Source organism: Xanthobacter aminoxidans, assembly GCF_023571765.1.
Classification (GTDB): domain Bacteria; phylum Pseudomonadota; class Alphaproteobacteria; order Rhizobiales; family Xanthobacteraceae; genus Xanthobacter; species Xanthobacter aminoxidans.
Genome location: NZ_JAMJXC010000004.1, coordinates 117,706 through 143,667, shown reverse-complemented (window position 1 = coordinate 143,667; position 25,962 = coordinate 117,706). Strand labels below are relative to the sequence as shown.

The window sequence follows — 25,962 nt, the reverse complement described above, 5'->3', positions numbered from 1 at the left end:
CGGCCTGCGCAACACGACTTCAGGGCGACCGGGCTGGCGCCCGTCGGGCAGGGGGAATCGAGGCATGACAATTACGCGGCGCGGTGTGCTCGGCGGTCTCGCCGGGCTGGCGGCTTCTTCTACCCTGCCGGCGACGGCAAGGGACTTCTGGGGCCAGCGCCTCGCCAATGCCCCGCGCGAGTTCCTGTTCGGCTACGGCTCACTCATCAGCGGGCCGTCCCGGACCGCGACGTCCGGCCGCCCCGTGCCGGCCATCGCCGCCCGAATCGCCGGCAGCTTCGGCTATGTGCGCTCGTGGGCATCGCGCTTCACCCCGCGGGAAGGTACGGCGGGATTCACCGCCCTCGGCATCCGGCCGCGGATGCCGGGCGAGGAGCCGGGCAGCATCAACGGCGTCATCTTCCCGGTGAAGGACGAAGCCGAGCTTGCGTCCTTCGATGCCCGCGAGGGCGGCTATGACCGGGTGGAGCTGGACCAGGCCCATGTGGAGGCCATCGATTGGGAAGGCCTGCCGCGCGTCGGCAAGATCTGGGTCTATGTGCCCAAGGAATCCGCCGGCAAGGGGCCGGATGACCTCCAGCGGCCGGACGTGAACTTCCCGCTGCTCCAGTCCTATATCGACGTGGTGATGCAGGGCTCCCTCGACGAAGGGCCGGACTTCGCGCGGGAACTCATCGAGACCACGCTCGACTGGAGCCCCTTCTGGCTCGACGACCGCCCCATCGCCCGCCGCGCCTGGGCCGACACGCCGCGTTCGGGGGCCATCGATCGCCTGCTTGCGACGGTGGAGCCGGCGGCGAGCCAGTTCCGCAACCGGCTCTATCCGGAGCTTTATGCGGTGCGGCATCTGATGGGCAAGGCAGCGACGCCGCCGCGCTGATCGGCGCGCCCACGCTTTCCATCCTTCGCAGGGATTTGTAGGAAGGGGGTACCCGCTGCCTCCTTTCTCCGCCTTCCGGCCAGCCTCCGGCGATCATGAGCGACCTCTTCGGCCTCGCCTTTCCGTTCTTCGGCCTGATCCTCCTCGGCTATTTCTGCGGCCGCAGGGTGAAGCTGCCGGAGGCGGGGCTCGCCTGGCTCTCCTTCTTCATCATCTATGTGGCGCTGCCGGCGCTGTTCTATCGCATCGTGGCGCAGACGCCGTTCCACGAGCTGGCGAATCCGGCCTTCATCCTCGCCGTGCTGGCCTCCACCGCCACCATGTCCCTGCTGGCGCTGGGCGTCGGCCTCTGGTTTCGCAAGGGGAATATCGGCGAGGCGGCCATCGCGCTCACGGCCGGCGCCTATGCCAATGTGGGCTACATGGGGCCGGGCCTGACGCTCGCCGCCTTCGGGCAGGCCGCCGCCAGCCCCGCAGCGCTTATCTTCGCCACCGACAGCATGTTCTTCTTCACCGTCGTGCCGCTGCTGATGGCGACGCGGGGGCGGGGGGAGAGCCTCGGGCACACCTTCGTGCTCATCGCCAAAAGGGTGCTGACCCACCCCTTCAACATCGCCACCCTGCTGGGCGTGCTGGCGGCGGCGTTCGAGTTCAAGGAGCCGGACGCCCTCTCGCGGATGCTGGACTATCTGAAGAACGCGGCCGCCCCCTGCGCCCTGTTCACCCTTGGCGTGACCGTGGCGCTGCGCCCGCTGAAGCGCGTGCCGGTGGAACTCGCGCCGCTCCTGAGCCTGAAGCTGTTTGTCCACCCGTTCGTGGCGCTGGTCTCGCTCTCGGTGTTCGGGCCGTTCTCGCCAGTTTGGGAGCAGACGCTGCTGCTCATGGCCGCGCTGCCGCCGGCGCTGAACGTGTTCGTGCTGGCGCGGCAATATCATGTGTTCGTGGAGGAGGCGTCCACCGCCGTCCTCCTTGGCACCCTGTCGTCGGTCGTGACGGTGACGCTGATGCTCTATTTGCTGCGCGAGCACCTCATCCCGCTCAGCCTGTTCTGAGCCTCACGCAGCCAGCTTTACGCGGCCAGCCTTACGCAGCCTTGTCGCCGATGCCGAGGCGCATCAGCCTCCGCCGCAGCGGGCCGACGCGATCGAGCAGATACAGGCCGAAGCCGCGTACGCTCTGCACCGGCACGAGATCGGACAGCAGCGAACGGTTGAGGAGATCGACGGCCGTCATGCGGCCGCTGATGTCGCGCTGGCGCTTGTCCGCATAGCGGGCGAGCACCTCGCGGCTGCCGGGATCGCGCCCCGTCGCCACCGCGTCCGCCGCAAGAGCGACCAATGCCGCCGCATCCCTGAGGCCGAGATTGAGCCCCTGCGCGCCGATGGGCGGCATGATGTGGGCGGCTTCGCTCAAGAGCGCGATGCGGTCGCCGACCAGGCTTTCCGCCGTCTCCGCTGCCAGCGGGAATGCGCCGCGGCCGCCTTCCATCTCGAACCGGCCGAGCACGGAGGAAGCGCGCGCCTCGAGCTCACGTGCCAGGGCTTCATCGCTGAGGCCGAGCAGGCGGATGGCCTCACGCTCGGTGACCACGCAGACGATGGAGGAGCGGTCGCCCGTCAGCGGCACCAGGGTGAAGGGACCGCTCTCGGTGTGGAATTCCGTGGAGGTGTCCTCATGGGGCCGCGTGTGCTGCACCGTGGCGGTGAAGGCCACCTGCGGATAGGCGCGGTTGCGCATCTTGATGCCGGCGGCGGCACGCACCGTGGATTGCCGCCCGTCCGCCCCCGCGACGAGGCGCGCGGCAAGGCGCGTGCCGTCGGCAAGCGTGAGCGTCACGGCATCCGGCCCGAAATCGATGCGCTCCACGGAGGTGCGGGCGATGTGGAGGTTCGGCATCTCCATCGCCGCGGCGAGGAGGCCGTTGCGCAGGGCGTCGTTCTCGATGTTGTAGCCGAAGGCGTCGAGGCCGATCTCGGCCGAGCGGAAGGTCACTTCCGGCGCGCGGACCAGCCGGCGCGTGGCATCCGCGATGCGCATGTCGCGCAGCGGCGCGGCACGGGGCGCGATCTGCGACCACACGCCGAACTCTTCCAGAATGCGCACCGAGCCTTCCAGCAGCGCCGTGGTGCGGTGATCCGCGCCGCGATCGGGGCCGGTGACGAGCGCGGTCGAGACGCCACGCGCGGCGAGGCCGATGGCGGTGGCAAGCCCGGCGGGACCTGCGCCGACGACGACCACCTCGTGCATCACGTCGTGTTCCATCGCTGCCTCCTCATGGTCGGATCACGGGACACTAGAGCCGAGTCTGCCGCGGCGAAAGCTGCGGAGATGCCGCGGATACGTGCGGGATGAGGCCCCGGACCAGTGCAGGTGCACTTGCGGTCCCGCCGCGTTGCGATCAGCCTTCGCGAATCTGGGGCAGGGGAGTGCGCCGATGTTGGACTGGATCACGTCGCCGGAAGCCTGGGCGGCGCTGGTAACGCTGACGGCGATGGAGATCGTGCTCGGCATCGACAATGTCGTGTTCATCTCGCTGGTGGTGCAGCGCCTTCCGCCGGCCGAGGCGCTACGGGCGCGGCAGATCGGCCTTTCCGCGGCGCTGCTGCTGCGCATCGGCCTGCTGTTCGCCCTCTCCTGGCTGATCGGGCTCAGGCAGTCGCTTTTCACGGCATTCGGCCACGAGTTTTCCTGGCGCGACATCATCCTCATCGGCGGCGGCGCCTTCCTCATCGCCAAGGCGACGTCCGAGATGCACGGCGCTCTCGAAGGAGAAGACGAACCGAGCGAGGAGGCCATCGCCGGCGCGGCCAAGCGGGCCTTCGCCGGGATCGTGGTGCAGGTGATCCTGCTCGATCTCGTCTTCTCGGTGGATTCCATCCTCACCGCCATCGGCATGGCGGAGCATCTCGCCATCATGGTGCTGGCCGTCATCATCGCGGTCGGCATCATGTTCGTGGCCTCCGGCCCGCTGTCCGCCTTCATCGCCACCCACCCCACCACCAAGATGCTGGCGCTCGCCTTCCTGGTGCTGATCGGCGTGACGCTGGTGGCCGACGGCTTCGGCGCCCACATCTCCAAAGGCTACATCTATGCGGCCATGGCCTTCTCGGTGATGGTGGAGGTGCTGAACGTCGCAGCCGCCGGCAGGCGCAAGCGGCGGATCGTGCTGCACAGGGGAGGCGAGCAATGAACGCGGACAAGGTCCTGCTGGTCACGGGCGGCAGCCGGGGCATCGGCGCGGCCTGCGTGCGGCGTGCGGCGGAAGCCGGTTACGGGCGCATCGCCATCAACTACACCCGTGACGCCGCGGCGGCGGACGACGTGGCCGCCGAGGCGCGGGCGCTCGGGGCGCAGGTGCTGGTCGTCAAGGGCGACATGGCCCGGCCGAAGGACATCACGCGTCTCTATGAGGAGGTGGACGCCAATCTCGGTGCCATCACCGACCTCGTGAACAACGCCGGCATCACCGGCCGCGCCGGTCCCTTCGCCGATGCCGACCCGGCCGAGATGGCCCGCGTCATCGATCTCAACGTCACCGGCGCGATCCTCGTGGCGCAGCAGGCGGTGCGCCGCATGTCCACCGCGCGGGGCGGCAAGGGCGGCGCCATCGTCAACATCTCCTCCATGGCGGCGACGCTGGGCTCGGCGGGCGAATATGTCTGGTACGCCGCCAGCAAGGGCGCCATCGACAGCTTCACCCTGGGTCTCGGACGCGAGGTGGCGCGGGAGGGCATCCGGGTGAACGCGATCGCCCCGGGCCTCATCGCTACCGACATCCACGATGCGAGCGGCGTCGTCGGGCGGCTGGAGCGACTCGCGCCCTCCATCCCCATCGGCCGGCCCGGCACGGCCGAGGAGGTGGCCGAGGCGGTGCTGTTTCTGCTGTCGGAGGCGGCGAGCTATACCACGGGCGCGGTGCTCAAGATCTCGGGAGGCCGCTGACGCCGCTTGCGGCCCACCCGGCCCGCCCTATGATCCGGGCCATCTCGGGAGGATAGGGGTTGGTGGTCATGGTCCATGCGGTTCAGGTGCATCAGACGGGCGGTCCCGAGGTGCTCACCTATGAAGAGGTGGTGGTTCCCCCGCCCGGGCCCGGTCAGGTGCAGGTGCGCCACACCGCCATCGGCCTCAACTTCATAGACGTCTATTTCCGCACCGGCCTCTACAAGGCCGCGACGATGCCCTTCATTCCCGGCAATGAGGGCGCCGGCGTCGTCGAGGCGGTCGGTCCCGACGTGACCGATTTCCACCCCGGCGACCGCGTGGCCTATGCCATGACCATCGGTGCGTATGCCGAGGTGCGGAACGTCCCCGCCGCCACGCTCGTCCACCTGCCCGCCGCCATCGATGACCGCACCGCCGCGGCGATGATGCTCAAGGGCATGACGGCGCAGTATCTCGTGCGCCGCACCCACCACATCAAGCCGGGCGACGTGATTCTCGTGCAGGCGGCCGCCGGTGGCGTCGGCCTCATCCTGTGCCAGTGGGCGAAGCATCTCGGCGCCACCGTGATCGGCACCGTGGGTTCCAAGGACAAGGCCGAGCTTGCCCTCGCCAACGGCTGCGACGAGGCGATTCTCTACCGGGACGAGGATTTCGTTCACCGGGTGAAGGAGATCACCTCCGGCAAGCTGTGCGACGTGGTCTATGACGGTGTCGGTCAGGCGACCTATCCCGCCTCCCTCGACTGCCTGAAACCGCTCGGCCTGTTCGTGAGCTTCGGCAACGCCTCCGGTGCCATCAAGAACTTCGACCTGCTGCACCTGTCGGCCAAGGGCTCGCTGTTCGCCACCCGCCCGACGCTCGCCACCTTCGTCGCCAAGCGCGCCGATCTCATCGCCACCGCCAACGATTTGTTCGAGGCGGTGCTGACCGGCGCGGTGAAGATCCCGATCCACCAGACCTACGCGCTGAAGGACGCGCAGAAGGCGCACCGCGACCTCGAAGGCCGCAACACCACCGGGGCGACGCTGCTTCTGCCGTGAGACTGGCGCCTCCCTCTTCCGTATGGGGAGGGGGAGCGAGGCGGATCAAGGCATGCGCGACATTCCCACACCCATGCAGTGACAATGACTTGCGTATCCCGCCCCTCCGCATGATATCTACGGTTCAACAAGGATGGGGCGGGCGCGCTGAGCCTGCTCCGCCGTGCTGCGACGGATCGTTCCGGCCATGATGCGCCAATACGAACTCGTCGAGCGCGTTCGACGGTATAATCCCAACACCGACGAGGCGCTGCTCGACCGCGCCTATGTCTACGCCATGAGGGCGCACGGCAGTCAGCTGCGTGCGTCCGGCGATCCCTATTTCTCCCACCCGCTCGAAGTCGCGGCGATCCTCACCGATCTCAAGCTGGACGATGCCACCATCGTCTCGGCCCTGCTGCACGACACCATCGAGGACACCAGCGCCACCAAGGCGGAGATCGAGCGGCTGTTCGGCCACCAGATCGCGACGCTGGTGGAGGGGCTGACCAAGATCAAGAAGCTCGACCTCGTCTCCAAGCAGGCGAAGCAGGCCGAGAATCTCAGGAAGCTGCTGCTCGCCATTGCCGACGACGTGCGGGTGCTCCTCGTCAAGCTCGCCGACCGCCTCCACAACATGCGCACCCTGAAATGGGTGCCGCCGGAGAAGCGGGACCGGGTGGCGCAGGAAACGCTGGACATCTACGCGCCGCTCGCCGCCCGCATGGGCATGCAGGACATGCGCGAGGAGCTGGAGGATCTCGCCTTCCGCCAGCTCTCCCCGGAAGCCTATGAGAGCATCACCACCCGCGTCTCCGAGCTGAGGCAGTTCAACGGCCCGGTGGTGCAGGAGATCGAGCGGGAGCTGAAGGACGAACTTGAGCGGCGCGGCATCGTCGCCGAGGTCAAGGGGCGGGAGAAGCGGCCGTTTTCCATCTGGGGCAAGATGGAGCGCAAGGCCATCGGCTTCGAGCAATTGTCGGACCTGTACGGCTTCCGCGTGCTCGTCTCCTCGGTGGAGGACTGCTACCGGGCGCTGGGCGTTGTCCACACCAAGTGGGCCATCGTGCCGGGCCGCTTCAAGGACTACATCTCCACCCCCAAGCCCAACGACTACCGCTCGCTGCACACGACGGTGGTGGGCCCGCGCCGCCAGCGCGTCGAGATGCAGATCCGCACCAAGGACATGGAGGAGATCGCCGAATACGGCATCGCCGCCCATGCCCTCTACAAGGACGCCTCGGGCGCGCCGGGGGAGATGCTCTCCCACGAAAGCCGCGCCTATGCTTGGCTGCGCAAGACCATCGAGAACCTGTCGCAGGGGCTCTCGCCCGAGGAATTCCTGGAGCACACCAAGCTCGAGCTGTTCCACGATCAGGTGTTCTGCTTCACGCCCAAGGGGCGACTCATCGCTTTGCCGCGCAAGGCGACGCCCATCGATTTCGCCTATGCCGTGCATACCGACGTGGGCAATACTGCCGTGGGTTGCAAGATCAACGGCACCATCGCGCCGCTGGTGTCGGAGCTGAAGAACGGCGACGAGGTGGAGATCATCACCTCCAAGGCGCAGACCCCGCCGGGCGCGTGGGAGACCATCGCCGTCACCGGCAAGGCCCGCGCCGCCGTGCGCCGAGCCACCCGTGCCGCTGTGCGCGCGCAATATGCCGGCCTCGGCCGCAAGATCACCGAACGCGCCTTCACCCGCGTCGGCAAGCCCTTCACCGAGGATGGGGTGGCCAAGGCCACGCCCCGGCTCGCCCGCGCATCGGCGGAGGATGTGTTCGCCGCCATCGGCCGGGGCGAGATCAAGACCGACGACGTGATCCGCGCCGTCTATCCCGACTGGGTGCCGCCCCGACCCGAGGAGCGGGCGGAGCGCGCCGCCAGCGGCGAAGGCTGGTTCGAGCTGAAGCGCGGCCACAACCTCAAGTTCAAGATCCCCGAGGGCGCCACGTCGGAACGGCTTGACGCCATTCCCATCCGCGGCATCAACGGCGACCTGCCCGTGCGCTTCGCGCCGGATGGCGGCGCCGTGCCCGGGGATCGTATCGTCGGCATCCTCACGCCCGGCGAGGGCATCACCATCTATCCCATCCAGTCGGCGTCGCTGCAGGGGTTCGAGGATGCGCCCGAACGCTGGCTGGATGTGCGGTGGGACGTGGACGAGCTGTCCGACGGGCGCTTCCCCGCCCGCATCATCGTCACCGCCCGCAACGAACCCGGCTCGCTGGCGCAGATCGCCGGTGCCATCGGCGACCGGGGCGGCAATATCGACGGGCTGCAGATGCATGCCCGCTCGGCGGATTTCCACGAGATGGTGATCGACGTGGAGGTGTTCGACCTCAGGCACCTCAACGCCATCATCGCCGATCTCAAGGCCCGCGAGGTGGTCTCGCAGGTGGAGCGCGTGAACGGCTGAGGCCGGCGCGGACGGGAGCAAGCGAAATGGCGGTGCTGAAGCCGGTGCGGCTCGGGGTGAACGTCGACCACGTGGCGACCGTGCGCAACGCGCGGGGCGGCCTGCTGCCGGATCCGGTGCGCGCCGCCCTCCTCGCCGCCGCTGCGGGGGCGGATGGAATCACCGCCCATCTGCGCGAGGACCGGCGCCATATCCGCGATGCGGACATGACGCGGCTGAAGGCCGAGATCGACCTGCCGCTCAATTTCGAGATGGCCGCCACCGAGGAGATGGTGGGCATCGCCGTCTCGGTCCGCCCCAATGCCTGCTGCCTCGTGCCCGAGCGGCGGGAAGAGCGCACCACCGAGGGCGGGCTCGATGCGGCGGGGCTTGCGACCGAACTCGGCCCGCGCATCGCCCGGCTGAAGGCGGCGGGCATCCGCGTCTCGCTCTTCATCGCGGCTGAGGAGAGGCAGATCGCCGCGGCGGCCGCGCTCGGCGCCGACATCGTGGAACTGCACACGGGGGGATGGTGCGACGCGGTTGCTGAAGGCCGCACGGCCGAGGCGGAAGCCGAGTTCGCGCGCCTCAAGGCCGGCGCGCGGCAGGCCAATGCGCTGGGGCTGGAAGTCCATGCCGGCCACGGGCTCGATTACGCCACGGCTGAGCGCATCGCGACCTTTCCCGAGATCGTGGAGCTGAACATCGGCCATTTCCTGATCGGCGAGGCCATCTTCGTCGGGCTGGAGGCAGCCATCCACACCATGCGGGCGGCCATCGCCGCCGGGCGGGCGGCCGCAGCGGGCGAGGCGGCATGATCCTCGGCATCGGCTCCGACTTCTCGGACGCGCGCCGCATCGCCAAATCCATCGAGCGGTTCGGCGACCGGTTCCTAAACCGCGTCTTCACGCCTATCGAGCGGGCGAAGGCGGATCGGCGGAAGCTGAGGGCGGAGACCTATGCCAAGCGCTTCGCGGCCAAGGAGGCCTGCGCCAAGGCGCTCGGCACCGGGCTGAGCGGAGGCGTGTTCTGGCGCGACATGGGAGTCGTCAACCTGCCGTCCGGCCGGCCGACGCTGGTTCTCACGGGCGGGGCAGCGCTGCGGCTCGCGCAGATGGTGCCGCAGGGGTATGAGCCGCACATCCACCTCTCCCTCACCGACGAGGGTCCGCTGACGGCCGCCTATGTCATCATCTCGGCGGTGCCCCGCTCCGGCGCCTGACGCTGGAGGAGGTCGAGGGCGTGCGTTGCCGGGAGGCCGCGAAGCCTCTATAGGGGCGGTCTTGCCTGTCGAGACCGGCGCGCATCTGCCGGTATCTCCTCAGTTTCGGCGCAGTTTGTCGTACCCTGCGCCTCATTTGGGAAACCTTGGACACCCGATGACCGCGACCAGCGATTCCAAGAAGGACGGCGGCTTTCTCGAAACCGTCCGGGTGATTGTCCACGCGCTGCTGATCGCGCTGGTGATCCGGACCTTCCTCTTCCAGCCGTTCAACATCCCCTCCGGGTCGATGAAGGACACGCTGCTGATCGGCGACTATTTGTTCGTCTCCAAGTACAGCTACGGCTATTCCCACTTCTCGATTCCCTTCTCGCCGAACCTGTTCTCCGGCCGCATCTTCGGGTCCGAGCCGACGCGCGGCGACGTGGTGGTGTTCAAGCTGCCCAAGGACAACGAGACCGACTACATCAAGCGCGTGGTCGGCATGCCCGGCGACAAGATCCAGATGATCAACGGCCTCCTGCACATCAACGGCGTGCCGGTGCAGCGCGAGCGCCTGTCGGACGTGAGCGAGGACGACGGCTCCGGCCGCAAGGTGCCGGTGAAGCGCTGGCGCGAGACGCTGCCGAACGGCGTTTCCTACGAGACGCTGGACCTGGTGGACAACGGCTTCTACGACAACACGCCCGTCTATGAAGTGCCGCTCGGGCACTTCTTCATGATGGGCGACAACCGGGACAATTCCGCCGACAGCCGTGTGCTGAGCCAGGTGGGTTATGTTCCGTTCGAGAATCTCATCGGCAAGGCGCAGCTGATCTTCTTCTCGATCGACGAGGGCGCTTCTGCGTGGCAGGTTTGGACATGGCCTTGGACGGTGCGATGGGATCGGCTGTTCACACGGGTGCATTGAACGGGGCGGGGCAGGATCTCGCCCATCTCGAGGAGCGGATCGGCTACCGCTTCCGCGATCGCTCGATGCTTGAGCTGGCCCTGTCCCACATCAGTGCCGTCAAGGGCGAGGCGCCGCGCCTGCGCTCCTACCAGCGGGTGGAATTCCTGGGCGACCACGTGCTCGGCTCGGTGGTGTCGCACATGCTCTATCTCGCCTTCCCGGAAGGCGAGGAGGGGGAATTGTCGCGCCGGCTCGCCGAGCTGGTGCGCGAGGAAGCCTGCGCGGAGGTCGCCGAGGACATGGACCTCGGCCCGTTCATCCGCCTCGGCCCCGGGGAAAGCCAGTCCGGCGCGCACAAGCGCCGCGCCATCCTCGCCGATGTGGCCGAGGGTGTTGTGGCGGCGGTGTTCCTCGACGGCGGGTATGAGGCGGCCCACGCGCTGGTGGAGCGGTTCTGGCGTCCGCGGCTGGAGGCCCCGCGCCGGCCGCTGCGCGATGCCAAGACCGTGCTGCAGGAATGGGCCCAGGCCCGTGGCCTGCCGCCGCCCGTCTATCGCGAGGTGATGCGCTCCGGCCCGGACCACGCGCCCCGTTTCACCGTGGCGGTGGACCTGCCCGGCCTGGCTTCGGCGCAGGCGGATGGCGCCTCCAAGCAGAATGCACAGAAGGCGGCTGCCGCCGCTTTCCTCGTCCGTGAGGGCGTTTGGGAGAAGGACGAGGCCTGATGGCACCGAGGAAGAAGGCGGGCGCCGACACGGCCGCCCCGGATCAACATCCTGCCGTTGCGGAAGAGGAGGCCCTCGCCGCCGCCGCGCCGCACGAGGATGTCGTCGAAGACGATATCGCGGAGGATGAACTCTCCGATGATCTTCCGGACGACGATCTTCCGGAGGACGACGAGGACGACGATTTCGACGATGAGCTGGATCGCGCCGAGCGCGCCCCTCTAGCGCCGCTCCAAGGTCCGACCCGCTGCGGCTTCGTCGCTTTGCTCGGCGCGCCCAATGCCGGCAAGTCCACGCTGACCAATGCGCTGGTGGGCACCAAGGTGTCCATCGTCTCGCACAAGGTGCAGACGACGCGCTCCATCGTGCGCGGTATCGCGCTGGACGGCGCGGCGCAGGTGGTGCTGGTGGACACACCCGGCATCTTCGCGCCCAAGCGCCGGCTGGAGCGGGCGATGGTGTCGAGCGCCTGGACCCATGCCGCCGACGCCGACGTGATCGCGCTGCTGGTGGACGCCAACCGCGGCCTTGACGAGGATATCGAGGCGCTGCTCGGCCAGCTGAAGGACATCCGCAAGCCGCGCGCGCTCATCCTCAACAAGATCGACCTGATCCGCCGCGACAGCCTGCTGGCGCTCGCCGCCGCGATCACCGAGCGGGCGCCGTTCGACCGGGTATTCATGGTCTCCGCGCTCACCGGCGACGGCGTGAATGATGTCCGCCGCTGGTTCGCCGAGACGGTGCCGGAAGGCCCCTGGCTCTATCCCGAGGATCAGGTTTCGGATGCGCCTATGCGCATGCTCGCGGCCGAGATCACCCGCGAGAAGATGTTCCTGCGCCTGCACGACGAACTGCCCTACCGCTCCACGGTGGAAACCGAGAGCTGGAAGGAATTGCGCAACGGCTCCGTCCGCATTGAGCAGACGATCTTCGTGGAGCGCGAAAGCCAGCGGAAGATCGTGCTCGGCAAGGGCGGCAACACCATCAAGACGATCTCGTCCGAATCCCGGAAGGAGATCTCCGAGATCATCGAGCAGCCCGTGCATCTCTTCCTGTTCGTGAAGGTGCGCGAGAGCTGGGCTGATGATCCCGAGCGCTATCGCGAGATGGGGCTGGAGTTCCCCAAAGGCGGCTGAACGTGCGGCTGAGCACGCCGTCGTGCGTTTGCGAAAGCGCAAGGCTGGATTGCGATCTTACGGCTGGATGTAGGCATTCGTGCACGGCATAACCGGTGGCGAACCCAACGGGGAGACGTGTCATGTCGAAGCCAGTCGTCGCGATCGTGTATCACTCGGGCTACGGCCACACCAAGGCGGTGGCTGAATCCGTGCTTGCCGGCATCAAGGAAGTCGATGCGGTCGAGGGCGTCCTCGTCTCCGTGGACGAAGTGGACGAGAAGTGGGACGTGCTGGACGGCGCCGCCGCCATCATCTTCGGCGCGCCCATCTACATGGGCAACGTCTCCGCCGCCTTCCAGGCGTTCGCCGAGAAGTCCTCAAAGCGCTGGTTCGAGATGAAGTGGAAGGACAAGCTGGCCGCCGGCTTCGTCAATTCCGGCGCGCAGAACGGTGACAAGCACCAGGGCATCCACGCGATGTTCGGCCTGTCGCAGCAGCACGGCATGGTCTGGGTGGGCCTCGGCCTCCATCCCGGCAACAACAATTCCAAGGGCTCGCTGGACGACCTGAACCGCCTCGGCGGCTTCGCCGGCGCCTATGCCCAGTCCAACATCGATGAAGGCCCGGACGTGGTGCCGCCCGCCACCGACCGCCGCACCGCCGCCCATCTCGGCCGCCGCGTTGCCGAGGCGACCGTGCGCTGGACCCGCGGCGCCTGAAAATCGCCATCTGCGGCGCGCCTGCGTCTCGCGTCCTCCCCGCTTCCGCTTGCTGCGGCGGCGGGGTAATGGGGGCGGAACGTTAGCGCCGCGGAGGAATCGCGATGAGTGACCGGAGCCTGCTTGTGGTGGTGCTCGCCGCAGGGGAGGGGACGCGCATGAAGTCGCGCCTCCCCAAGGTGCTCCACAAGGTCGCCGGCCGCACCATGCTCCATCACGTGCTGGCGGCGACCCGTGCCGCCGGCGCCACCCGCACCGCCGTTGTGGTCGGTCCCGGCCGCGAGGATGTCGCCGCCGAGGCGACGCGCATCGTGCCGGACGCGCAGGTGTTCGTGCAGACCGAGCGGCTCGGCACCGCCCACGCCGTGCTCGCCGCCCGCGCCGCGCTGGAACAGGGCGCCGACGACGTGCTCGTGCTCTATGCCGACACCCCGCTGGTGCGTCCCGAAACCCTCGCCCGCCTGCGTGCCCCGCTGGCCGAGGGCGCCGCCGTCGCCGCGCTCGGCTTCGAGCCGGAAGACCCCACCGGCTACGGCCGCCTCGTCACCTCCGGCGACGAACTCGTCGCCATCCGCGAGGAGAAGGACGCGACCGCCGCCGAGAAGGCGGTTCGCTTCTGCAATGCCGGGCTGATGGCGCTCTCGGGCAAGGATGCGCTCTCCATCCTCTACCGGATCGGCAACGCCAATTCCAAGGGCGAATATTATCTCACCGACGCCGTGGAGATCGCCCGCGCTGACGGGCGCTCCGCGGTCGCCGCGAAGGCGGACGTGGACGAGGTGGCCGGCGTCAACAGCCGCATCCAGCTCGCCGAGGCCGAAGCCATTCTGCAAAAGCGCCTGCGGCTCGCCGCCATGGCCGAGGGCGCCACGCTGATCGCGCCGGAGACGGTGTTCTTCTCCGCCGACACGGTGCTCGGCCGCGACGTGATCGTGGAGCCCAACGTGGTGTTTGGGCCGGGCGTGAGCGTCGGTGACGACGTGGTGATCCACGCCTTCTGCCACCTCGAAGGCGCGCAGCTCGCGCCCGGCGTCTCCATCGGTCCCTATGCGCGGCTGAGGCCGGGCACGCGGCTGGATGAGGGCGTGCGCATCGGCAATTTCGTGGAGACCAAGGCCGCCCATATCGAGAGCGGCGCCAAGGTGAACCACCTCTCCTACGTGGGCGACGCCCATGTGGGCGCCAATGCCAATCTCGGCGCTGGCACCATCACCTGCAATTACGACGGTTTCTCGAAGTATCGCACCGAGATCGGCGCGGGTGCCTTCATCGGCGTCAATTCGGCGCTGGTGGCTCCGGTGACGATCGGGGCGGGGGCCTATGTGGGCACCGGCGCCGTCATCACCTCGGATGTGCCGGAGGATGCCCTCGCCATCGCCCGCAGCCGGCAGGTGGTGAAGGACGGCTGGGCGAGGGATTTCCGCGCCGCCCGGGCCGACGCGAAGAAGAAGTAGCCTTCGCCTGACACCAACGGAAAGGCGATGTGATTCCGGCTCCGGCCCCGTGGGGGGTAGGACTTGCGAGGTAGGACTTGCGGGTTAGGAACGGTCCATTCAGTTTTTGCAGTGCACCTTGGGCGCGACACTCAGCCGGGCCCAACCGGGGCGCCGCCAACATCGGAGCTAGATCGCATGTGCGGGATCGTCGGCATTCTGGGGAAGAGCGCCGTCGCGGACAAGGTGGTCGAATCCCTCCGGCGCCTGGAATACCGCGGCTATGATTCCGCCGGCATCGCGACACTGGAGAACGGGCACCTCGAGATCTGCCGCGCCGAAGGCAAGCTGCGCAATCTCGAGACCAAGCTCGACAAGCACCCGCTCAAGGGCCACGCCGGCATCGGACACACCCGCTGGGCGACCCACGGCAAGCCCTCCGAGCGCAATGCCCATCCCCACGGCACCAAGCGCGTCGCGGTGGTCCACAACGGCATCATCGAGAATTTCCGCGAGCTGAAGGAAGAGCTGAAGGCTGCCGGCGTCACCTTCAGGAGCGACACGGACACCGAGGTCGTCGCCCAGCTGGTGGACCGCGAACTGCTCTCCGGCAAGGAGCCGGTGGCGGCGGTGGCAGCCGTGCTGCCGCGCCTCAAGGGCGCCTTCGCCCTCGGCTTCCTGTTCGACGGCAAGACCGACCTTCTGATCGCCGCCCGCCGCGGCTCTCCCCTCGCCATCGGCTACGGCAATGGCGAGATGTTCCTCGGCTCGGACGCCATCGCTCTTGGCCCGTTCACCGATCGCATCGCCTATCTGGAAGAGGGCGACTGGGCGGTGCTCACCCGCGAGGGCGCGGAAATCCGCGACGAGACGGGGCGCATCGTGGAGCGCGCGGTGCAGAAGGTGCCGGCCGGCGCCCTGCTCGTGGACAAGGGCAACCATCGCCACTTCATGGCGAAGGAGATCTACGAGCAGCCCGAGGTCATCTCCCACACCTTCGGCCATTATCTCGATCTCGACACCGAGACCGTCTGCCTGCCCGAGCTGCCGTTCGACCCGAAGGAGGTGCAACACATCTCCATCACCGCCTGCGGCACCGCGCTCTATGCCGGCGCAGTGGCGGAATACTGGCTGGAGCGTTTCGGCCGCGTGCCGGTCTCCACCGACATCGCATCCGAGTTCCGCTACCGCGAGACGCCGCTGGCGCCGGGCGGCGTCACCATCGTCATCTCCCAGTCGGGCGAGACGGCGGACACGCTGGCCTCCCTGCGCTACGCCAAGGAGTGCGGGCAGAAGGTGGTGGCCGTGGTGAACGTGCCCACCTCCACCATCGCCCGCGAGGCGGACGTGGTGTTGCCCATTCTCGCCGGCCCCGAAATCGGCGTCGCCTCCACCAAGGCGTTCACCTGCCAACTGGCGACGCTCGCCTGCCTGTCCGTCGCGTTCGGCCGCGCCAAGGGCGTGCTGTCGGCGGATGACGAGCACAAGCTGGTGCGCGCCTTCATGGAAGTGCCGCGCCTGATGACGGAGGCGCTGAAGCTCTCGCCGGAGATCGAGGTGCTGGCCCGCACCCTCGCGAAGGCCCGGGACGTGCTCTATCTCGGCCGCGGAACGAACTATCCGCTGTCGCTGGAAGGGGCGCTGAAGCTCAAGGAAATCTCCTATATCCACGCCGAGGGCTATGCCGGCGGCGAGCTGAAGCACGGCCCCATCGCCCTCATCGACGAGAAGATGCCGGTGGTGGTGATCGCCCCCCACGACCGCATCTTCGACAAGACCGTCTCCAACATGGAGGAGGTGGCGGCGCGCGGCGGCAAGATCATCCTCGTCACCGACCCCAAGGGGGCCGAGGCGGCGCCCGTGAATGCGGTGCAGAAGCTGATCCTGCCGGAGATGCCGGCGACCGTGTGCCCGATGGTCTATTCCATCCCGGTCCAGCTGATCGCCTACCATACGGCGGTCATCATGGGCACGGATGTGGACCAGCCGCGCAACCTCGCCAAGTCCGTCACGGTGGAATAGTCCGTCACGGTGGAATAGTCGACGACGGTTGCCTGGTCCGGCGCGGGTGGCACAATCCACCCGTGCCCCTTGAAATCTGTTGCGCCGATATCGATTCGGGTCCTTCATTTTCCGACACAATCAACGCTCGAGCCTGGGTGCGGACGCCGGTCAATGCCTGCTGCGACGTTCCCTATCTTCATGAATGCCGTGGTGGCGGCTCTGTTCGCCGCGAGCTATCTCGCGTTGGCGCTGCTTCATCGCGGCTACACGGCGCCGCTCTGGTTCGCCGCCAGCTTCGGCGCTATCGTCATCACGCCGCTGGCGATGCTGGCGCAGTCTTACACCGGCTGGATCGTCCTGTTCGCGCCGGTGATCTACCTGTCCTTCGCGACGTGCCTCATCCTGATGGTGCCGGGGCTGGCCGTGCTCTACCGCAAGCCCATCCCGTTTGGGCTGGTCGCGGTCCTTGGCGTCGTGACGGTGCTCAGCGCCGCGCTGGCGCTGCAACTGACCGTGAACATGTTCGTCCGGGTGGTCAGCTATCAACTGCCGTTCGTGGTCGCGACGGCAGCGAGCTGCTGGGTGGTTCTGCGGGACAGCCCGCGCCGGCTGCGTGATCTCCTGCTCGCCGGCCTGTTCGCGCTACTGTGCATGCACGTGCCGCTCAAGGCCGCGCTGGCCATCAGCCTGCATACCGGGCCGCACCAGATCAACTACATGGACACGCCGTTCGCGGTGGTGGCCCAGGTCAGCACCGGCCTCCTGATGGTGGCGACGGGATTCCTGATTCTGGTGATCTCCGTGCTGGAACTGGTGCGGGAGACGCAGGAGGTGGCGGATACGGACGCTCTGTCCGGCCTCCTGAACCGCCGCGGGTTCGAGCAGCGCGCTTCAGATCTGGTGCACAGGCAGGCCGGGGCGGCGCCATTCGCGCTGCTGCTCATCGATATCGACCACTTCAAGGCCATCAACGACACGTTCGGCCACGGCGTGGGCGACCAGACCATCCGCGGTTTCGGCGGCATGCTGCAGCACACGCTGCCGCAGTCGGCGCTCATCGGCCGGGTGGGGGGCGAGGAGTTCGCCATCCTGCTGGAGCGCGCCTCGCCCGAGATGGCGCGGCTGCAGGCGGAATCTGTGCGCCTCGCCATCATCGGCCATGAGGAGACGGACGTGCCGCCCTTCACCGTCAGCATCGGCGTCGCGCTGGCTTCGCGGGTCGAGCCGCTCCCGGCGACGTTCGAGCGGGCGGATGCCGCCCTGTACGAGGCGAAGCGGTCGGGCCGCAATCGGGTCTGCTGCGCGGAAGAGGAATTCCTGCCCGACAACGTGGTGCCCCTGCGTCGTTGAGGGACCTCGCGCTACCGGTTCGGCCGGGTCGCGATGAAGATTGCCAGCAGGATGAACAGCACGCCGAGGAACGCGAGCACGAAGGTCGGCGCGCCGAGATACCAGCTGCCGGTGAAGGTGCCGACGAAGCTTGCCAGCGCGAACAGCTTCACCAGGGGCGGGATGGCCCCGGTCTCGCGCCAGCGCACCACGCCGGGGCCGAGCCAGCGGTGATTGAGGAGCCACGCCTCGAACTTCGGCGACGAGCGGGTGAAGCACCAGGCGGCGAGGATCAGGAAGACCGTGCCCGGCAGCATGGGCACCACCATGCCGATGGCGCCGATGACCAGGAAGACGAACCCCGCCGCGAACAGCAGCTTGCGATAGATGGCGTCGCGGCTCCAGCGCCCTGCGGCCAGCATCTCACTCTGCGTCAGCTCCCTCTGCGCCATAGGGGCAGGCGGAGGAGGGGCGGATGCATCGTCGTCGGCGGCCATCGCGGGACCATGGCGCCTCATCCGGCGGAGAGCAAGCGTACGGCCGCATCCCGTTCCTGCAGGTGCAGCAGCGTGTGCAGCACCCGCGCGCCGGGGGCGACAAGGTCGGGATCGGCCCGCACCTGCGCCGCCGCCGCGTTGCGGGCGGCCTCCACCTCGCCGCCGTGCCATTCCATGCGGGCGAGGCGGAAGCCGGGCAGGCCACTTTGCCGCGTGCCCAGTACATCACCCTCGCCGCGCAGCCGCAGATCCTCCTCGGCGAGGCGGAACCCGTCCTGGCTCTCCCGCAGGATGGCCAAGCGGGCCTTCGCCGTCTCGCCCAGCGGGTGACGGTAGAGCAGCAGGCACACCGATGGCTTGTCGCCGCGCCCCACCCGCCCACGCAACTGGTGCAACTGGGCGAGGCCGAAGCGCTCGGCATGCTCGATGACCATGACGGTCGCCTCCGGCACGTTCACGCCCACCTCGATCACCGTGGTGGCGACGAGCAGCCGCGTCTCCCCGCGGGCGAAGCGGGCCATGGCGTCGTCCTTGGCGGCGCCGGACATGCGCCCGTGCACCAGCCCCACCGATGCGCCGAAGACGGCCTGCAGCGTCTCGTAGCGCTCTGTGGCGGCGGCGAGGTCGGAGGTGTCGGTCTCTTCCACCAGCGGGCAGATCCAGTAGGCCCGCGCGCCCGAGGCGAGTGCGCGCCCGACGCCCGCCACCACCTCGTCCAGCCGGTCGAGGGGCAAGGCGCGGGTGTCGATGGCCTGCCGCCCCGGCGGCTTCTCTCGCAGCTCGCTGGATTCCATATCGCCGAACAGGGTGAGGACGAGGGTGCGCGGGATGGGGGTCGCCGTCATCACCAGCATGTCCACCGCCTCTCCCTTGCGGGCCAGCGTCAGGCGCTGCTCGACGCCGAAGCGATGCTGCTCGTCCACCACGGCGAGGGCGAGGTCGCGGAAGATCACGTCGTCCTGGATGAGCGCATGGGTGCCCACCACCAGATCGGTGCGGCCGAAGGCCAGCTCCGTGAGCACGGCCTCGCGGGCCCGCCCCTTCTCCCGGCCGGTGAGGATGGCCGTGGAGAGCCCCGCCGCGGCGGCCAGCGGCGCGATGGTCTCGTGATGCTGGCGGGCGAGGATCTCGGTGGGCGCCATCAGCGCGGTCTGCCGCCCAGCCTCGGCCACCGTGGCGGCGGCCATCAGGGCGACCACCGTCTTGCCGGAGCCCACGTCGCCCTGGAGCAGCCGTAGCATTCGCGTTTCGGCGGCCAAGTCCGCGCGAATGGCGGCGATGGCCTGCTCCTGCGCGCCGGTGAGCTGGAAGGGCAGGGCGGCGGCGAGCCGCGCCGAGATGTGTCCATCCCCGATGGTGGCGCGCCCGCCGGCCTTCTCCTCCTGCGCCCGGACGAGGGCGAGGGTGAGCTGGTGGGCCAGCAACTCGTCGAAGGCGAGCCGGCGCCAGGGTCCGCCGGCCGGCGTCGCCTCGTGGGGGGAGGCCGGCTTGTGCAGGCGCATCAGCGCCTCGCGGAAGGAGGGCCAGCCCCGCGCCGCGCGAAATTCGTCCGGAATCCATTCGGGCAGCTCGGGCACGCGCTGGAGCGCCGCCTCGATAGCCCGGCGCAGATGCCCGGAGGCGAGGCCCTCCACCAGCGGATAGACCTGCTCCACCGCAGGCAGCCGCTCGACCCCGGCGGTATCGAGGATGCGGTCCGGGTGGGTCATCTGCCGCATCCCGTCATAGATGGAGATGCGGCCGCACAACCAGCGCTTCGATCCCACGGGCAGCATCCGCTCGATGCGCGCGGGCTCGATCTTGAAATGCACCACCACCATATCGCCGCTGGCATCGGACACATAGGTGCGGTGCGGCGCCCGGCTACCGGGCGGGGGCGGCTGGTGGGCGTCCACCGTCACTTCCACCGTCACGTCGGTCTCGGGAATGGCCTCCGAGAGAAGGGGGCGGGCGCGGCGGTCCACGAAGCCGGACGGCATGTGGAACAGCAGGTCGATCACCCGCGGCATGTCCCGGCCCAGCAGGCGCGCATACGGCTTCATCAGCTTGGGGCCGATGCCGGAGAGGCTGTCGAGGGTAGCGAAGAGGGGGGACAGGACGTCGGGGCGCATGGCGGCGCGAGGGTGTCCGATCGGCCGTTGCGGCGCAAGCCGGGGCGGCGCGCGCCGGATGGGAAGATGGTGGAAAGGCACCGGCTGGAGATCGGCGGCAATCTGCTATAGGTTTCAACAGTTAGGCGGAGATGGACACCGGGATGAGTACCGGCGAGGGCGACGGCGAGCAGGCGGAACGTGCGGCCTTCATCCTCCGGCTGCGTCAGCGTGGGATCAGGGATCTCGCGGTGCTGCGCGCCATCGAGCTGGTGCCGCGGCCGCTGTTCGTGGATCCCATGATGCGCCGCCACGCCTATGACGACGTGGCGCTGCCCATCGCCTGCGGCCAGACCATGTCGCAGCCGAGCCTCGTCGCCGCCATGACGGAAGCGCTCGGCGTCACGGCAGACCAGACCGTGTTGGAGGTGGGCACCGGCTCCGGCTATCAGGCCGCAGTGCTCTCCCATCTCGCCGCCCGCGTGGTGACGGTGGACCGCTATCGCTCCCTCGTCAGCGAGGCGCAGACGCGCTTCGAGGTGCTCGGCCTGCGCAACGTCACCGCCTATGTGGGCGACGGCATGAACGGCATGCCGGCCCGCGCGCCGTTCGACCGCATCCTCGTCACCGCCGCGGCACCCGACATCCCCCCGGCGCTGATGGATCAGCTCAAGCTCGGCGGTGTCATCGTCGCGCCCCTCGGCGCGCCGGAGGAGGTGCAGACGCTCGTCCGCATCGTCAAGGAGCAGTCGGGCCGCAGCCGCACCGACCTGATGAAGGTGCGCTTTGTACCGCTCGTTCCGGGCGCCGCGGCCACACTCTGAGCGAAAGCATCGCTTTCACCGTACCCTGGTGCCGAAGCCCGTTGCGGGGGCTCGATCCCTCGGCTATCGGGATCGACAGTTGCGTTCCGGGGGATCGAGAATTGAAGGGCGTTTCCGGCCGCGGGCGGCAGTTACTGGCGTGTGCGCTGCTGATCGGCCTGCTTTCAGGCTGCGCCGGGCGCCCCGATGGCGCGCTCATTCCCGTGCCCGATACGATCCCCGGCACGTCCCGCGTGGACATGGTGGTCGCCACCGTCCGCGAGCGGTCCGATGGCCCGGACATCTTCAACGGCGAGCGCGCCCGCACGCCGAGCTATGCCGAGATCGAGGTTTCCATACCGCCCGACGGCGCCCGCAAGATCGGCGACGTGCAGTGGCCGCGGAGCATTCCGGGCAACCCGGCGACGGACTTCGTCACCACCAAGCTCGTCGACCTGACGCAGGATCAGGCGACCGTGTGGTTCCATAACCGCATCAGCCGCACGCCCGGCCGGCAGGCACTTGTGTTCGTGCACGGCTACAACCAGCGCTTCGACGACGCGGTGTTCCGCTTCGCCCAGATCATCCACGATTCCGAGGCGCCGGTGACGCCGGTGCTGTTCACCTGGCCCTCGCGCGGCAGCCTGCTCGCCTACGGCTATGACCGCGAAAGCACGTCCTTCTCCAGGGATTCCCTTGAGCGGCTGCTGACCTTCATGGCCAAGGACCCGAACGTGGGTGAGATTTCCATCCTTGCCCATTCCATGGGCAACGTCGTGACGCTGGAAGCCCTGCGGCAGATGGCGATCCGCAACGGCCGCATCCTGCCCAAGATCAAGTATGTGATGCTGGCGGCGCCGGACGTGGACGTGGACGTCTTCTCCACCTTCTTCAACGAGATCGGCAAGACAAGCCAGCGCCCGGCCTTCACCCTGTTCGTCTCGCAGGACGACAAGGCGTTGGCCGTCTCCCGCCGGGTGTGGGGTGACGTCCCCCGTGTCGGCGCGGTGGATCCGGAGCAGGAGCCGTTCCGCACCGAGTTCGAGAAGAACAACATCAATGTGGTGGACCTGACCAAGCTCAGGACCAACGATCCCCTCGCCCACGGCAAGTTCGCCGCCAGCCCGAAGGTGGTGCAGGCCATCGGCGCCCGCCTTGCGGAGGGGCAGACCATGACCGACTCCCGCGTCGGCGTCGGCGAGCACATCATCAAGGCGACCTCCGACGCCGCCGCGACCGTCGGCACCGCCGCCGGCCTCGTCATCGCCGCGCCCGTCGCCGTGGTGGATGAGAACACCCGCTCCCACTACAACCAGCATGTGAACCAGCTGGGCCGCTCGGTGTCGGACACCGCCGAGAGCGGCGCCAGCGTGGTCGCCCTCCCCAAGGGAAACTGACGAAACGGCAGGTCGGGGTCGCCGACCTGTTGCAGGTTTGTCACGTGGGAGTCGAAAGTTCGGCAGCACCATGCCGAAGATACGTCATTTAAGCCGCCGTTTACGCATGGGACCCTTAACTGCGGGCCGTAATGTTTGCGTGCGAGTTCGGTCACATGCGTACTTCCTGCGGGACTCACGGGCGTAACGTCTTCGCGCGGCTGGCACTGATCGGGCTCGTGTCCGGAACGGTTGCAGGCTGTAGTTCGGATACGATCCGCTTCGCCGCCGACTCGCCCCAGCCACCGGCCGGGGCGCCCGTCGCGGGCTACCAGGGGCATCCGGGCGGCTATCCGCCCGCCGGCAACGGGGACGTCACCGGCTCGCTGGGCTCCGGTCGGGTGGAGGCCATGCCGGCCCCGCCGCCGGGTCAGGCGGCTGCGCCCGGCTACCCGGCCTCATCCTATGCCTCAACCGGTGGCGGTCAGCCGCTGTACGGAGCGCCCGGCTATGCGGCGGCGACGCCCGCTGCGGCTCCGGCCGCCCGCGGCCCGGCTGCCGGGACCCATGTGGTGGTGGCCGGCGAGACCCTCGGGTCCATCTCGCGCATGTACAACGTCTCGGTGGCCTCGCTGACCATCGCCAACAACATTCCCGCCGGAGGCACCGTCCGCACGGGCCAGACGCTCATCATCCCGCCCGGCGGCAATGGCGCGTCGCAGGCGAAGGCCGCGCAGGCTGCTGCCCAGTCCACCGCTGCCGCCAAGCCGCCGCAGCTTGCCGCGGCGGCTCCGGTCGCCAGCACGCTGCAGGTTCCCGGCTCGGCCAAGCCCGCGACGATCGCCGCCACGCCGGCTCCGGCACCGGCTGCCGCCCCCGCTGCGAAGCCCACCCAGACCGCTGCGGCCAAGCCCGCCGGTTCCGCGCCGACTGCGGCTGTGTCCAAGTCGGCCGCACCCGAGCCCAAGGTCGAGACCGCCGCGAAGGTGTCGCCGGTGATCGATGCCGACGACGCCCCGCGCGCCGGTGGCTCCGGTCCCCAGTTCCGCGCCCCGGTGCGCGGCCGCGTCATCGCCTCCTACGGTCCCAAGCCCGGCGGTGCCCACAATGACGGCGTGAACTTCGCCGTCCCCGAAGGCACTGCGGTGCGCGCTGCCGAGGACGGCACCGTCGCCTATGCCGGCAACGAGCTGAAGGGGTACGGCAACCTCGTGCTCATCAAGCACGCGGACGGCTACGTGACGGCCTATGCCAACAACAGCGAGCTGACGGTGAAGCGCGGCGATACCGTGCGGCGCGGCCAGATCGTTGCCAAGGCCGGCCAGAGCGGCAACGTCTCCTCGCCCCAGCTGCACTTCGAGATCCGCAAGGGGTCGACGCCCGTCGATCCGAGCCGCTACGTCGCCGGTCTCTGATAGCAACTTCATCTCAAACGAAAACGGCCGGGCATCTGCCCGGCCGTTTTGCGTTGGGACGGTCGATCAGGCCGCCGGATGCTCCATCTCGCCGCCATAGCGGCGGCGCAGGTGGGCCTTGAACACGGAGGCATCGAGCGGCTGGCCGGTGGCGCGGGTGAGAAGCTCGTCCGTCTCCAGCAGCGAGGCCTGGCCGTGGACGTTGACGCGCAACCACGCCAGCAGGGGCGCGAAATCCCCCTTGGCGATGCCGGGCAGGATGCCGGGATCGGCGCGGCAGGCGGCGTCGAACAGCTGCGCGGCGGTCATCGCGCCCAGCGTGTAGGTGGGGAAATAGCCCCAGCCGCCGCCCGGCCAGTGAATGTCCTGGAGGCAGCCCAGACGATCGTCGGGCGGCGTCACGCCGAGGAGGGACTTCATGCCCTCGGCCCAGGCCCCGGGTAGGTCGGCGAGCTTCATATCTCCACCGATCAGCGCCTTTTCCAGCCGGTAGCGCAGGATGACGTGGGCGGGATAGGTCACCTCGTCCGCATCCACCCGGATGAAGCCGCGCTCCACCTTGGTGTAGAGCCGCCACAATGCATCCGCCTCCCAGGCCGGGCCGGAGCCTTTGAAGGCGGCGCGCATGCGCGGGGCGGCGAAGGTGAGGAATTCCCGGCTGCGGCAGGCCTGCATCTCCATGAGCAGAGACTGGCTCTCATGGATGCTCATGGAGCGGGCCTGCCCCACCGGCTGGTGGATGAAATCCTGCGGGCGACCCTGCTCATAGAGCGCATGGCCGGTCTCGTGCAGCACGCCCATGAGGGCGCGGGAGAAGTCGCTCTCGTCGTAGCGGGTGGTGATGCGCACGTCGTTGTCGGCGCCACCGCAGAAGGGATGGGTGGAGACATCGAGCCGGCCGCGCTCGAAATCGAAGCCGACCACCTTCATCATCTCCAGCCCAAGCGCACGCTGCGCCTCCACGGCGAAGGGGCCTTCGAGCGGGGACGTCGCCGGGCGGCGGGCCTGGATTTCCAGCACTTCCTCGGTGAAGCCGGGCAGGAACTGGGCGAGGTCGTCAAACAGCGCGTCGATGCGGGCCGAGCGGCCGCCGGGCTCGTAGCCGTTCAGGAGGGCATCATAGGGGGAGAGGCCGAGCTTCTCGCCTTTCACCCGGCCGATCTCGCGCTGGAGCCGCAGCACCTCCTCCAGATAGGGCAGGAGGGCGGGGAAGTCCGCGTCCGCACGCGCCTTGCGCCAGGCCATCTCGCAGCGGGAGGAGGCGCGGCTGGAGGCTTCCACGAGGTCGGCGGGCACGGCGGTGTCGACCGTGAAGCTGCGGGTGATCTCGCGCACGTTGGCGCGCTCCCACGGGCCCAGATCCTCATTCTCCGCATTGGCGATCCAGTCGCCGATGCGCGGGTCGGTCGCCATGTTGTGGTGGAGCACGCGCAAGAAGGCGAGGCTCTCCGCGCGGGTGGAGGCCGCCCCCTTGGGCATCATGGTGTCGCTGTCCCACTGGAGGATGCCGATGCCGTTGGCGAGCGCCGCGGCACGGTCGAAATGGGCGGCGAGGTCGGAATAGGCCGTCATGGCGCGATCCTGTTGGCTCTGGGGCCGGAGAATTCAAGGGCCGGGAAAAGGGCCAAGACGGTAGCCAAGCGGAGCGGGCATGGAAAGGGCGGGGCCTGCGGCGCGGGTCGCAAAGAAAAGCCCGGCGCGGACATTGGGTCCGGCCGGGCTGGAGGTAACACCGTGGTTTGGGTCGGTGGGCCCTCAGGCCGCCTTCTCGCCGGGGGTGAGCGAGAGCACCGACTCAAATCCTTCAAACTCCGGACCGCCGATATAGTTCACGCGGTTGGATGACGCACCCGCGTCGCGGTGGGCGAGGCGGAAGGCCTCCGACTTGGTCCAGGCCTCGAAATCGGCCTTGGAGCCCCACACGGTGTGGGAGATGTAGAGGGTGTATTCCTCCTTCTCCGCCCCGCGGCACAGATCGAAGGCGACGAAGCCGGGGACGCTGGCGATGTAGGTGTCGCGCTCCCGCCAGACCCGCTCGAACTCGGCCTCGGACCCGTGCTTCACCTTGAACCTGTTGGTGGCAATGAACATCTCGTC

23 protein-coding genes are annotated in these 25,962 nt (G+C 68.6%); 18 read left to right on the top strand and 5 right to left on the bottom strand.

All coding sequences use genetic code 11. From position 1 onward, the window contains the following. Positions 1-64: 64 nt before the first annotated feature. Positions 65-880, top strand: coding sequence for a gamma-glutamylcyclotransferase family protein (locus tag EJ105_RS08495; protein ID WP_250165988.1), 816 nt, complete (start codon positions 65-67; stop codon positions 878-880). 95 nt (positions 881-975) lie between these two features. Continuing rightward, positions 976-1,932 (top strand): AEC family transporter, encoded by a 957-nt coding sequence (locus EJ105_RS08490; RefSeq protein ID WP_024279210.1) that lies wholly within the window; start codon positions 976-978, stop codon positions 1,930-1,932. A 31-nt stretch (positions 1,933-1,963) separates the two neighbouring features. Here the strand turns inward: EJ105_RS08490 and EJ105_RS08485 are convergent, their stop codons facing one another. After that, on the bottom strand, positions 1,964-3,142 hold the full coding sequence (locus EJ105_RS08485; RefSeq protein WP_250165987.1) for a UbiH/UbiF family hydroxylase: 1,179 nt from the start codon (positions 3,140-3,142) through the stop codon (positions 1,964-1,966). Positions 3,143-3,314: 172 nt separating this feature from the next. Here EJ105_RS08485 and EJ105_RS08480 point away from each other — a divergent pair, with 172 nt between their 5' ends. The 13 genes from EJ105_RS08480 to EJ105_RS08420 all read left to right on the top strand — a co-directional run bounded on the left by EJ105_RS08480 (position 3,315) and on the right by EJ105_RS08420 (position 17,705). Further along, positions 3,315-4,070, top strand: a complete 756-nt coding sequence (locus EJ105_RS08480; RefSeq protein ID WP_250165986.1) for a TerC family protein — start codon at positions 3,315-3,317, stop codon at positions 4,068-4,070. Further along, on the top strand, positions 4,067-4,822 hold the full coding sequence (locus EJ105_RS08475; RefSeq protein WP_250165985.1) for an SDR family oxidoreductase: 756 nt from the start codon (positions 4,067-4,069) through the stop codon (positions 4,820-4,822). Before EJ105_RS08480 ends, EJ105_RS08475 begins: the two co-directional genes overlap by 4 nt. Positions 4,823-4,890: 68 nt before the next feature. Beyond that, complete coding sequence (locus EJ105_RS08470) at positions 4,891-5,865, top strand: quinone oxidoreductase family protein (RefSeq protein WP_029558368.1); 975 nt, start codon at positions 4,891-4,893, stop codon at positions 5,863-5,865. Positions 5,866-6,052: 187 nt separating this feature from the next. Then, positions 6,053-8,263, top strand: coding sequence for a RelA/SpoT family protein (locus EJ105_RS08465; protein ID WP_024279205.1), 2,211 nt, complete (start codon positions 6,053-6,055; stop codon positions 8,261-8,263). A gap of 26 nt (positions 8,264-8,289) precedes the next feature. Then, positions 8,290-9,060 carry a pyridoxine 5'-phosphate synthase gene (locus EJ105_RS08460; RefSeq protein WP_250165984.1) on the top strand — a complete coding sequence of 257 codons (771 nt, stop codon included), beginning with the start codon at positions 8,290-8,292 and terminating at the stop codon, positions 9,058-9,060. Beyond that, positions 9,057-9,464, top strand: coding sequence for a holo-ACP synthase (gene acpS / locus EJ105_RS08455; protein ID WP_250165983.1), 408 nt, complete (start codon positions 9,057-9,059; stop codon positions 9,462-9,464). The genes EJ105_RS08460 and acpS overlap by 4 nt, the downstream gene beginning before the upstream one ends. Positions 9,465-9,621: 157 nt before the next feature. Then, entirely contained in the window at positions 9,622-10,374 is a 753-nt protein-coding gene (gene lepB / locus EJ105_RS08450) for a signal peptidase I (protein WP_029558371.1), read from the top strand. Next, positions 10,344-11,081 (top strand): ribonuclease III, encoded by a 738-nt coding sequence (gene rnc / locus EJ105_RS08445; protein ID WP_051460874.1) that lies wholly within the window; start codon positions 10,344-10,346, stop codon positions 11,079-11,081. Before lepB ends, rnc begins: the two co-directional genes overlap by 31 nt. After that, positions 11,081-12,217: a GTPase Era gene (gene era, locus EJ105_RS08440; RefSeq protein ID WP_250165982.1), complete on the top strand. Its 1,137-nt coding sequence runs from the start codon at positions 11,081-11,083 to the stop codon at positions 12,215-12,217. Before rnc ends, era begins: the two co-directional genes overlap by 1 nt. Before the next feature lie 122 nt (positions 12,218-12,339). After that, positions 12,340-12,918: a flavodoxin family protein gene (locus EJ105_RS08435; protein ID WP_250165981.1), complete on the top strand. Its 579-nt coding sequence runs from the start codon at positions 12,340-12,342 to the stop codon at positions 12,916-12,918. Positions 12,919-13,022: 104 nt separating this feature from the next. Further along, positions 13,023-14,372 carry a bifunctional UDP-N-acetylglucosamine diphosphorylase/glucosamine-1-phosphate N-acetyltransferase GlmU gene (gene glmU, locus EJ105_RS08430; protein WP_250165980.1) on the top strand — a complete coding sequence of 450 codons (1,350 nt, stop codon included), beginning with the start codon at positions 13,023-13,025 and terminating at the stop codon, positions 14,370-14,372. Positions 14,373-14,549: 177 nt separating this feature from the next. Next, positions 14,550-16,373: a glutamine--fructose-6-phosphate transaminase (isomerizing) gene (gene glmS / locus EJ105_RS08425; RefSeq protein WP_029558375.1), complete on the top strand. Its 1,824-nt coding sequence runs from the start codon at positions 14,550-14,552 to the stop codon at positions 16,371-16,373. A 153-nt stretch (positions 16,374-16,526) separates the two neighbouring features. Then, positions 16,527-17,705: a GGDEF domain-containing protein gene (locus tag EJ105_RS08420; protein ID WP_250165979.1), complete on the top strand. Its 1,179-nt coding sequence runs from the start codon at positions 16,527-16,529 to the stop codon at positions 17,703-17,705. 11 nt (positions 17,706-17,716) lie between these two features. Here EJ105_RS08420 and EJ105_RS08415 read toward each other — a convergent pair whose 3' ends face one another. Continuing rightward, positions 17,717-18,106 carry a YbaN family protein gene (locus tag EJ105_RS08415; protein ID WP_245279395.1) on the bottom strand — a complete coding sequence of 130 codons (390 nt, stop codon included), beginning with the start codon at positions 18,104-18,106 and terminating at the stop codon, positions 17,717-17,719. Between the two features lie 92 nt (positions 18,107-18,198). After that, positions 18,199-20,292 (bottom strand): ATP-dependent DNA helicase RecG, encoded by a 2,094-nt coding sequence (gene recG / locus EJ105_RS08410; RefSeq protein ID WP_250165978.1) that lies wholly within the window; start codon positions 20,290-20,292, stop codon positions 18,199-18,201. A gap of 143 nt (positions 20,293-20,435) precedes the next feature. On the opposite strand from recG, the gene EJ105_RS08405 reads away from it, so the two are divergent. From EJ105_RS08405 to EJ105_RS08395, 3 genes are all read left to right on the top strand, one after another. Then, positions 20,436-21,095, top strand: a complete 660-nt coding sequence (locus EJ105_RS08405) for a protein-L-isoaspartate(D-aspartate) O-methyltransferase (RefSeq protein WP_024279193.1) — start codon at positions 20,436-20,438, stop codon at positions 21,093-21,095. 101 nt (positions 21,096-21,196) lie between these two features. Next, the gene (locus EJ105_RS08400) at positions 21,197-22,471 is read left to right on the top strand and encodes an alpha/beta hydrolase (RefSeq protein ID WP_250165977.1); all 1,275 of its coding nucleotides are present in this window, start codon (positions 21,197-21,199) and stop codon (positions 22,469-22,471) included. A gap of 155 nt (positions 22,472-22,626) precedes the next feature. Then, positions 22,627-23,865 (top strand): M23 family metallopeptidase, encoded by a 1,239-nt coding sequence (locus EJ105_RS08395; RefSeq protein WP_250165976.1) that lies wholly within the window; start codon positions 22,627-22,629, stop codon positions 23,863-23,865. 66 nt (positions 23,866-23,931) lie between these two features. Here EJ105_RS08395 and EJ105_RS08390 read toward each other — a convergent pair whose 3' ends face one another. Both EJ105_RS08390 and hmuQ read right to left on the bottom strand, forming a co-directional pair. After that, entirely contained in the window at positions 23,932-25,437 is a 1,506-nt protein-coding gene (locus EJ105_RS08390; protein ID WP_250165975.1) for a carboxypeptidase M32, read from the bottom strand. Between the two features lie 183 nt (positions 25,438-25,620). Beyond that, positions 25,621-25,956: a heme-degrading protein HmuQ gene (gene hmuQ / locus EJ105_RS08385; RefSeq protein WP_250165974.1), complete on the bottom strand. Its 336-nt coding sequence runs from the start codon at positions 25,954-25,956 to the stop codon at positions 25,621-25,623. Positions 25,957-25,962 lie beyond the last annotated feature (6 nt).